At 39.3% G+C, this 9,707-nt stretch carries 8 protein-coding genes; 4 read left to right on the forward strand and 4 right to left on the reverse strand.

All coding sequences use genetic code 11. The features are described from left to right. Window positions 1-41 precede the first annotated feature (41 nt). Window positions 42-623 carry a hypothetical protein gene (locus tag ACEW8O_RS21515; RefSeq protein WP_373496688.1) on the forward strand — a complete coding sequence of 194 codons (582 nt, stop codon included), beginning with the start codon at window positions 42-44 and terminating at the stop codon, window positions 621-623. A 70-nt stretch (window positions 624-693) separates the two neighbouring features. Here ACEW8O_RS21515 and ACEW8O_RS21520 read toward each other — a convergent pair whose 3' ends face one another. The 3 genes from ACEW8O_RS21520 to ACEW8O_RS21530 all read right to left on the reverse strand — a co-directional run bounded on the left by ACEW8O_RS21520 (window position 694) and on the right by ACEW8O_RS21530 (window position 2,729). Further along, window positions 694-879: a hypothetical protein gene (locus ACEW8O_RS21520; RefSeq protein ID WP_373496689.1), complete on the reverse strand. Its 186-nt coding sequence runs from the start codon at window positions 877-879 to the stop codon at window positions 694-696. A gap of 148 nt (window positions 880-1,027) precedes the next feature. Further along, window positions 1,028-2,230 (reverse strand): NAD(P)/FAD-dependent oxidoreductase, encoded by a 1,203-nt coding sequence (locus ACEW8O_RS21525; RefSeq protein ID WP_373496690.1) that lies wholly within the window; start codon window positions 2,228-2,230, stop codon window positions 1,028-1,030. Between the two features lie 355 nt (window positions 2,231-2,585). Then, entirely contained in the window at window positions 2,586-2,729 is a 144-nt protein-coding gene (locus tag ACEW8O_RS21530; RefSeq protein ID WP_373496691.1) for a hypothetical protein, read from the reverse strand. 553 nt (window positions 2,730-3,282) lie between these two features. On the opposite strand from ACEW8O_RS21530, the gene ACEW8O_RS21535 reads away from it, so the two are divergent. The 3 genes from ACEW8O_RS21535 (at window position 3,283) to ACEW8O_RS21545 (ending at window position 8,598) form a co-directional block, all read left to right on the forward strand. Further along, entirely contained in the window at window positions 3,283-6,084 is a 2,802-nt protein-coding gene (locus tag ACEW8O_RS21535; RefSeq protein ID WP_373496692.1) for a UvrD-helicase domain-containing protein, read from the forward strand. Between the two features lie 48 nt (window positions 6,085-6,132). Further along, entirely contained in the window at window positions 6,133-7,299 is a 1,167-nt protein-coding gene (locus ACEW8O_RS21540; protein WP_373496693.1) for an MFS transporter, read from the forward strand. A 273-nt stretch (window positions 7,300-7,572) separates the two neighbouring features. After that, window positions 7,573-8,598 carry a virulence RhuM family protein gene (locus tag ACEW8O_RS21545; RefSeq protein WP_373496694.1) on the forward strand — a complete coding sequence of 342 codons (1,026 nt, stop codon included), beginning with the start codon at window positions 7,573-7,575 and terminating at the stop codon, window positions 8,596-8,598. A 119-nt stretch (window positions 8,599-8,717) separates the two neighbouring features. On the opposite strand, the gene ACEW8O_RS21550 is transcribed toward ACEW8O_RS21545, so the two are convergent. Continuing rightward, on the reverse strand, window positions 8,718-9,707 hold a 990-nt coding region (locus ACEW8O_RS21550), incomplete at its 5' end, for a SulP family inorganic anion transporter (RefSeq protein ID WP_373496695.1).

A 9,707-nucleotide genomic window follows, 5' to 3' on the forward strand; every position in this document is an offset into this window, starting at 1 on the left:
TGTATATTTCTGTATTTCAATAATTTAAAAAAATTTTAGGCATGAAATCCAGGTCGATGCTATTCCTGTTATTTTTCCTTTCCATTGGAAATATTTTCCTTCAGGCACAAGGACTGACCGCGCAGGTTATTGAATCAGTTTTTTATGTCCAGCCCAATGGTGGGGGAGAAGAAAGAATGATACGCGAATTTGGTTTGAACATGGACTCCCTTTATCTTACCATTGAAGGGAGAATCAAAGAAATTTTAAACCTGAAGGAGTTGGGACTCTTGCAAAACAGCCCTTTTCTTTACACCAAAAGAAAAAACAAAAATTTTAAGAACCTTACCAAGGAGGACCAAAACAGGGCAAAGAGTGCTCCCGCTGATATATACCTGATTATTTTCCTTGATGTCAATCCTCCCTACCCTAGTTTGATGTCAAAATATTTAATTAAAACAGCTATTACACTGGAAGTTTATATATTTGATAAAAACCTGCTACCACTCCAAAAAATGAAAGGCAAAAAGGCCAACACGGGGATTTCTTTTTCACCAGATGAAGATGATTATGATGATGATTTTTTTGACTTTGATAGGGACAGCTTTTTATACTTATTTGACAAGGCCTTAAAAAAACTTTAGATAGGGGTAATTATCCACGTCATAAAGAAAATGACAAGGGAATCTGTTCTGAATTTTACTATCTTAAAATCTACCTCCCCATAAACCCCCTGATATCTTCCACCAACTTCTCAAAATCCGGTCTATGGTTGTACATCATGTGGCCACCTTCATAATAGTACATTTTGACCCGATCCATAGGAATATCATGTCTCGCAAAGGTATATTCTGCATCCAAAAATGGGGTGATCAAATCATAATAGCGATCGGCGACCATGACTTTTGGTCTTTGCTTCTTCTCATAGATAGATAATAGCTGATAACCATGGAAATTTGTTCAGAATGTGGTTGAATTTAAAAACACTGACGAAAACAGAAAACCCTGAATATGATCTTCAGGGTTTCTTTACAGGACTTTAGAAATATTAAGGCAAGTAACTGAGTCCGTTCCGGGTTTTCCATAAGAAGTACTTTTCAAAAAGAACTTTTCCGAAATCGTAAATCACATTTGGAATCATTACCGCAAAAGCCCTTGGTTTGAAAAGGTTATTGCTTAAAATAACCACTTCTTTTTTCCCAGCATCCATGATACAGATTCCTGGGATTTTACCCCAAGGTTTGTTCACAAGATCTGTCCTCCCCTTTTCCACTCGGATTATGTTTTCAGCAACGATTTTACCTGTTTCATCACTTGGATAGCCTGTCTTAGGACTGCTAAAAGGAACTTTACCAGGCTTAAAGGGTAGCTTCACATCCACCGCAATTCCTGCTGCCCAAATATTGGGATAAACCGGATGTCGGTAATCATCACCCACAGGCATATACCCGTTGACGGTAGCCCCAAGTTTTTTTGAGTTTTGCACAAAATCTACTCCTACAAATGGTGGCATAAGCATAGAAAAGGCAAAAGGCAAGACCTCACCATTACTAAGGTAAATTTCCTTATCGGTCATTTTTTCCACAGCTACCTTAGTTCGGAAATGAATATTGAACATCTTCATAAAAGACTTTAACATGGTCTCAGCCCCAGCCATTCCATCAATACCGAAATGCCCTAAATAAGTTTCTGGAGTAATCCAATATAAATCTACTTTTTTTCTTATACCTTCTTCTCTAAGCCATTTTTCAAAATTGAATACAAATTCATATGCAGCACCCATACAGCCGGCATTTTGGGTAGCTCCAATAACCACGGGCCCAGGGTTTTTTTTAAAATTTTCAAGCGTTTCCCTGATTTTCATGGCACCAATAGGGGTTCCGACATAGTGCGCATATTCCCTGACTCCAGGGGCTACGTCAAAATTTACTTTCGGTCCGGTAGCAACTACCAAATGGTCATAAGAAACTTCACCTCTATCAGTTAGCACCACCTGTCTTTCAGGGTCAACTTCCAATGCCACTGCTTTGAAAAATCCAACACCTTTTTTCTCAAAGATTTTTTGTCTTGGAACAGAGATATCTTTGACTTCCCTTCTTTTGAAAGGTACCCATATCAATGAGGGAATAAACAGGAAGTCCTCATTCCTATCAATGACCACTACTTGTTGGTCTTTTCCTGCTTTTCGTTTGAGCTCAAGGGCAGCAGTAAATCCTGCGAAATTTCCCCCGATGATGACGGTTTTAGCCATGTCCTTTTTTTTATAAAAATACCGCAACATTACAAGGAAAAGCAGTGACAAACATCACATTTCAAAAAGATAAAAATGACACCAGTTAACATTCCTGATTTTGCAACTTACCGAACCATGAAACGATGAATAAGCGGCAATATCATCTTCCTTGGCATCAGAATTTTCCTGAACTACTCTGGGACAAAAAAACTTCTATGTGCAACCAAACCGAGGCTGAACCGGGTCCTCCGTTAAAGATAAAAATTACCGGCCTTTTTGACGGATCCGGTTCATCTTTGACATAGGCTGTGGACCAAATGGAAGCAGTGGGTTCACCATCACTGTTTTTCAGATAAGTCTCTCCTGCAATCGCCTAATAACTGATACTTTTCCCATGAAAAGTCCCTTGATGGGTAGTTTCAAAAATCACAGGATTCGGGATTGGTTTTTCACTTTCCTGGGCAAAAACCGAAGAAAAACAAACGAACAATAGTAGGCTTAAACAGATAGCTTTCATATAAGTATAATTTTCTTTTCAATGGTCATAACTTGTCAGTATCGGGATAGAATCTCGCAATGGTTACGATCATTCCGGTGCGTGTCATTTGCGACATGCCTTTCTGCCTCAGGCAGGCTTGATTTCATGATATTTATTTTTAAAACATTAAATCAAACTTAATTAACTTGGATTTTCAAATGCTTTCCAATAAGCTTTTACAGCTTTCCAACCATCCTAATTCACGTAGACCTTCAACTCAACCTTAACAACATTTTTTAAATAACCACAAAAGTGATAAAAGAGAACAAAAGTTTACGGATTCCTTTTGTTCTCTTTTGTTTTTTTGTGGTTCATAAACTTATTCCAATAAATCATATTTTACAGCTTTCCAACCATCTTAATTCACGTAGACTTTCAACTCTACCTCAACAACATTATCTTTCATAACCACAAAAGTGTCAAAAGGAAACAAAAGCTTACCATTTTCTTTTGTTCACTTTTGTTTCTTTTGTGGTTCATTAATTAATTTTCCAACAATAAATTTACCCCTGAAATTAAAATTCCCCCTTCAATGATGGATATCCTTTATTACAGCGACCTCGATTTTTCCAAAGTAAAAAAGCAATTTGAAAAGACCGTTGATTTTTTGAAAAATGGAGACTTCAAATCTGCTGAGATCAAGAAAATGCAACCTACAAGCTATTATAGGGCAAAACTAGATGTTGAAAATCGCTTACTTTTTAAGTTCGCATCTTATGAAGGGAAGAACTATATTTTATTGCTGGAAGTAATCCTAAACCATGAATACGAAAAATCCCGGTTTCTAAAAGGTGCTGAAATCGATGAGACTAAAATAAAGTTACTCCTTTCCGAAAAAGAAATAACCAAAGAAGATCTCTTGCCGCTAGCTTATGTCAATTCAAAAGCCACAAGCTTCAATCTTTTGGATAAAGCCATTTCATTTGACGAAAGTCAGGAACTGATTTTCCATAAGCGTCCTCCGGTGATCATCATCGGGTCTGCAGGAAGTGGGAAAACCGCACTTACCCTTGAGAAGATAAAGCTATTGAAAGGCAGGATACTATATATAACACTGTCCCCCTACCTTGTAGAAAATTCTTCCAGTCTGTACTACTCGTTTGAGTATGATAATGAAAAACAAGAAGTAGAGTTTCTCTCTTTTCATGACTTTATCCAAAGTATCAAAGTAGCTGAAGGTAAAGAAATAGACTTTAAGACCTTTGAAAACTGGTTTACAAAATTCCGTAATTCCTTTAAAATCAAAGATGCGCATAAGCTTTTTGAAGAATTTAAGGGAGTGGTCACTGGAATGGATATCAGTAAGGCATTCTTAAGCCGCGAGGATTATGAAGGATTAGGGGTAAAGCAGTCGGTTTTTTTGGCGGAGGAAAGAGTTGAAGTTTACTCCATTTTTGAAAAATACCTGCAATTCTTGAAAGAAAGCAATTTTTACGATATCAATATTATTTCCAACCAATGGTTGGAATTGGTCAATCCCATATATGATTTTATTATTATAGATGAGGTACAGGACCTGACAACGGTGCAGCTTCACCTGATCTTGAAGTCACTTAAAAAAAGTGAGAATTTCATCCTTTGCGGGGATTCCAATCAGATCGTACATCCTAACTTTTTCTCTTGGTCCAGTGTAAAAACCTACCTGTATAAGAATGACAAAAAGGGCAAAGAAATCAGCATTCTGAAAACCAACTACAGGAATGCCCCGGCTGTCACTTCTCTGGCAAATAAGCTTCTTAAAATCAAGACCAGCAGGTTTGGGGCCATAGACAAAGAAAGTACCTACCTTGTCAATTCTATCAGCAAAAGAAGCGGGGAGGTAGTTTTTTTGCAAAGCAATGACAAAATCAAATCTGAGCTGAACCAAAATACCAAAGGCTCTGCAAAATATGCTGTCATTGTGATGCGCAATGAAGACAAGGCTGAAGCAAGAAAAATTTTCAGGACCCCGCTGCTGTTTTCCATTCATGAGGCAAAAGGCCTTGAATATGAGAATATCATATTGCTGAATTTTATCAGTGACTATGAGAAGGAGTTCAGGGAAATTTCCCAAGGGGTCCACCCGGATGATATCAGGGAAGACCTGGAAATCAAATTTTCAAGAGGCAAAGACAAGACCGACAAGTCACTTGACAGTTACAAATTTTATATCAAGTCCCTATATGTAGCCATAACAAGGGCAGTGGAAAACCTGTATTTATTGGAATCTTCACCAAAGCATGACATCCTAAAGCTTCTGGATCTTGTGCAAACCAGGGATAAAGTTGGGATCAAAGAACAAAAATCCTCCACAGAAGATTGGAAAAACGAAGCCAATAAACTTGAAAAACAAGGAAAAAAGGAACAGGCAGACCAAATCCGCCAAAGCCTATTGAAAATCCAGCCCACGCCTTGGAAACCATTATTGAAAGAAGATTGTCCCAGATTGAAGTCAGATGCCCTGGATCCGGGCAATTTCAATAAAAAGGCCAAAGATCTGCTTTTTGACTACACTTTGATCTATCACGACCCCGAAGTCATCGAGAAATTGGCCGACCTCAAATATAGGCGTGCAGAAAATCCTGATTTGGAGAGAAACTCCCTTATCCGAAAATACTATCCCCACTACAGGTCGGAAAACGTCAAATTACTCACAGCAAATACAGACAAATATGGCATTAATTACCGAGATCAGTTTAATTTGACCCCACTTCTGGCGGCTGTTTATGCAGGTTCTGTCAACCTGATCAGATTTTTGAAAGAAAACGGGGCAGACAGGACCGCAATGGACAATGAAGGTAAAAATGCCCTGCAGATTGCTTTGAACAAATCCCATTTCTCTCCTTTATATGCTTCCAAGGAGCTTGGGAGGATTTACAAATATATCCTGACAGATAGCATCAAAGTCAAAGTGGACGGAAGGATGATCAAAATTGACAACCACAAAATAGAATATTTTTTGCTCAATTACCTGATTGCCTTACAGACAGCTCTGCTTAAAAAAGATCGTTGGGGAGGAGGAGTGAAAATGGATGATTTTTTAAGGACTATAGAAACTTATCCTGAATCCGTGTTGCCTTACTATAGAAAACAAAGGTCTTATCTCAGTCAGGCAGTTTCCAGAAACGAAATAGATGGAAAAGAAGGCATTACCAAAAAATTGTTCTTTAGAGTTTCGAGGGGATGTTATGTAATAAATCCTGAGCTGGAAATTTTAGTCAATGAAGATTGGATGAATGTATATGATCTGATGGGAACTGAAAAAGTCGGAAAATTTGACCAACAAAAATATATTCTAAAAGCAAGGGAAAAGATGTTTGAGGATTATCCCGAAATGCGGAAATATTATAAATAGAAGATGGATGGAAAGCTTGGCACAGAAGAAATCACTGATCTTGAATAAATGAAAAGCAGTATCCTTACCCGAAATGTCATCGTGCTTTCCTTCGTGAGTTTCTTTACGGATGTGGCTTCGGAAATGCTTTATCCGGTTATGCCCATTTACCTCACTAGTATTGGTTTTTCTGTGCTGCTGATTGGCGTTCTTGAAGGTTTTGCGGAAGCTACGGCAGGATTGAGCAAGGGATATTTTGGCAAGCTCAGTGACAATCAGGGTAAGCGATTGCCTTTTGTGCAATTTGGGTATGCGTTGAGTGCCATTTCCAAGCCTTTGTTGGTTGCTTTTGTACTTCCTCTTTGGGTGTTTTTTGCAAGGACTTTGGACAGATTGGGAAAAGGGTTGAGGACAGGTGCTAGGGATGCTTTATTGTCTGATGAGGCCACACCGGCTACCAAAGGGCGGGTTTTTGGATTCCACCGTTCCATGGATACCCTTGGGGCGGTAGTGGGCCCTTTGTTGGCTATGGCTTATTTGGCCTATCGTCCTGAAGATTACAAAATGCTGTTTTTGATTGCTTTTCTACCGGGAATTTTTGCCATAGGTTTTACATTTTTTATCAAAGAAAAAAAGAAGGAAAAACCGCAGGAAATTACCAAAACAAAATTTCTGGATTTTTTGAAATACTGGAAGCAAAGTCCTGCTGATTACAGAAAACTCGTATTGCCATTATTGGTATTCACAGTTTTCAACAGTTCAGATGTCTTTCTTTTGCTGAAAGTAAAAGAAGCAGGACTCAATGACACTTATGTTATTGGCCTGTATGTTTTCTTCAATTTGGTCTATGCCATCTTTGCCTATCCGATGGGTTCTCTTGCAGACAAATGGGGCATGAAAAGGATTTTTGTTTTCGGACTGTTGGTATTTGCAGGGGTCTATTTGGGGATGGCTTATGCCAATCAATTGTGGATGTTTATCGCGCTGTTTTTACTTTATGGACTTTTTTCCGCCTCGACAGAGGGCATCGCCAAAGCATGGATCACCAATATCAGCAATCCCAAAGACACCGCCACTTCCATTGGTACCTACACCGCTTTTCAGAGTATCGGTGCCTTGGCTGCAAGTTCACTTGCCGGCTTGATTTGGTTTGGTATTGGATCTGAATTTGTGTTTCTGATGAGTGGGATTGTAGCGGTATTGGTTGCTTTTCACCTGATGATTAGGATGAAATAAAATTTGGATAACCCTGATCAGGCTATTCCCAAATAGACGAAAACAAAATAATTCCTGCACTTTCTACCAAAATATACGATAACCCCTTAAAATTAATCATATTTTAGCGCTTTGACCTAGTATTGATCTGGATTGGATAAGAAAAAAGAATGTAATGTTTCGGTAAAACGAACTACTGACCCTGCCCCAAATCAGAGAAGCATTCTTTAACCTGGACCACCAGTTTGAAAACAATAGCAAGGGCAAGGAAATAAGTTTAAAAATTAAAGATTGATGGCCAACCAGCAACAAGAACATAATTCAATCCTGTTTTACACCACCGAAGATGGTCTTTCCAAGATGGAAGTAAGGTTGGAAAACGAAACCGTGTGGCTTTCTCAGGCCCAAATGGTAGATCTTTTCCAAACCACCAAACAGAATATCAGCCTGCATATTCGCAACATCTTCAGTGAAGATGAATTGCAGGAAAATTCATCAGTTGTCAAGGAATACTTGACAACTGCCGCAGATGGTAAAAAATATCGAACCTATTTCTACAATTTGGATGTAATCATCTCTGTTGGCTATCGTGTAAAATCGCACAGGGGTACTCAGTTCCGTATTTGGGCTACCCAACAGCTTAAGGAGTACATTATCAAAGGCTTTGTGCTGAATGACGACCGCTTGAAAGAAACCGGACATACCAATCCCTACTTTGACGAATTGCTCGAGCGCATTCGCGACATTCGCAGTTCGGAAAAGATTTTTTATGCTAAAATCAAAGACATATATACAACTGCCTACGACTACGACAAAACACATCCTATGACAGTAGAATTTTTCCAAAAAGTGCAAAACAAGATGCATTGGGCCATTCACGGCCATACTGCAGCCGAAATCATCTACAACCGGGTAGATGCCACCAAACTCAACATGGGACTATCGACATGGAAAAATGCACCGCAGGGAAAAATTCGAAAAACGGATGTGGTCGTGGCCAAGAACTACCTAAATGAAAACGAACTGAAAGACCTGAACCTGATCGTGGACCAATACCTCAGCTTTGCCGAACTACAGGCACGTAACCGCAAGCCCATGTATATGGCCGACTGGGCAAAAAAACTGAATGACTTCCTGACCCTTAACGATCGGGAAATACTCGAACATGCCGGACGCATATCAGCCCAAATGGCTAAGGAACTGGCAGAAGGCGAATATGAAAAATTCAATCAGGCACAAATCAAAGCACAGGATTCCAATGAAATGAAAGCACTCGAAGAAGGCATCAAAAAACAAGAAATAAGCAAAAAAAAGAAGTAACACATGGTTTATAAAAAAGTCCATGCTGAAGAACTGCTCTAGATTAAATCCCCCGAAGGCTTCTCCATTACATGATCTATAAAAGCTCCCAAAGAATTTCTTTAGGAGCTTTCGTGATTTTAAATGGCCACTTTCTGCTTTTTTCTACTGGACAAATGATGATCCGATTTCTTCTGTAGATGACTCATGCCTGTAAGACTAAATTGCCCTCCATTGTGTTCGTAATCATGCTGATAGTGATGGAGATTTTCCATTACCGTATGATCCACCAAGTTGGAATTGGAAAAATCCACATTGATTGTTTTTCCCTTAGGAAGCGCATCAAGGGAATTTTTCAGTTTGATATAATTGCTGAAAACGGCAGAATGGAACACATCTACGATATAGGTTTCTTTTTCCTGATCCACTGTGACCGTAAAAAGGGGTTTGAATAAGTATTTCAAAGGAAGACCATTTGTAAGATGTATTATGATTTTGAGCAGAATACCAGCAGCAATTCCCAGCAACAAATCTGTGGCTAAGGTGACGATGATGGTGAGGAGGAAAATAAATAGCTGCTCTTTCCCTATTTTGTAGGTGTGCACAAATGCCATGAGAGAGGCTAATTTGTAACCGGTGTATACCAACAGGGCTGCTAAAGCTGCCAACGGAATCTGATGGATCAACAAAGGAAAAAAGGCTACGAATATCAATAAGAAAGCCCCATGAAAGAAATTCGACCAGGCTGTTTTCGCTCCATTGTTGATATTGGAAGAACTTCGAACGATTTCCGAAATCATCGCCAATCCACCGATCAAACCTGCAAGCACGTTACCAATGCCGACGCCCACCAAGTCTTTATTCATATTGGACTTCCTTCTGAAAGGATCCAGACCATCGATGGCCTTGGCGCTGAGCAAAGACTCCAAGCTTCCGACCAAAGCAAACATGATGATGTACTTGATCGAGGTCATGGAGAATACCTGCGAAAAATCAGGGAAGGTAATCGCCGACATTAGGTTTTCCGGCAAAGTCACCAAAAACTTCGGCCCAATGCTGTATTCATGACCATCCAAAAACAAGTACTTGTGCTCATGCTCCAAGTCAAAATACATCCCTATCGGAATGGC

This window comes from Aquiflexum sp. (assembly GCF_041749095.1).
GTDB lineage: Bacteria > Bacteroidota > Bacteroidia > Cytophagales > Cyclobacteriaceae > Aquiflexum.

Bases quoted from the DNA above. Each gene is read 5' to 3' on its own strand.
- ACEW8O_RS21535 (WP_373496692.1), top strand. From the start codon at position 3,283: ATGATGGATATCCTTTATTACAGCGACCTCGATTTTTCCAAAGTAAAA.
- ACEW8O_RS21530 (WP_373496691.1), bottom strand. From the start codon at position 2,729: ATGAAAGCTATCTGTTTAAGCCTACTATTGTTCGTTTGTTTTTCTTCG.
- ACEW8O_RS21540 (WP_373496693.1), top strand. From the start codon at position 6,133: ATGAAAAGCAGTATCCTTACCCGAAATGTCATCGTGCTTTCCTTCGTG.
- ACEW8O_RS21520 (WP_373496689.1), bottom strand. From the start codon at position 879: ATGGTCGCCGATCGCTATTATGATTTGATCACCCCATTTTTGGATGCA.
- ACEW8O_RS21515 (WP_373496688.1), top strand. From the start codon at position 42: ATGAAATCCAGGTCGATGCTATTCCTGTTATTTTTCCTTTCCATTGGA.
- ACEW8O_RS21545 (WP_373496694.1), top strand. From the start codon at position 7,573: ATGGCCAACCAGCAACAAGAACATAATTCAATCCTGTTTTACACCACC.
- ACEW8O_RS21525 (WP_373496690.1), bottom strand. From the start codon at position 2,230: ATGGCTAAAACCGTCATCATCGGGGGAAATTTCGCAGGATTTACTGCT.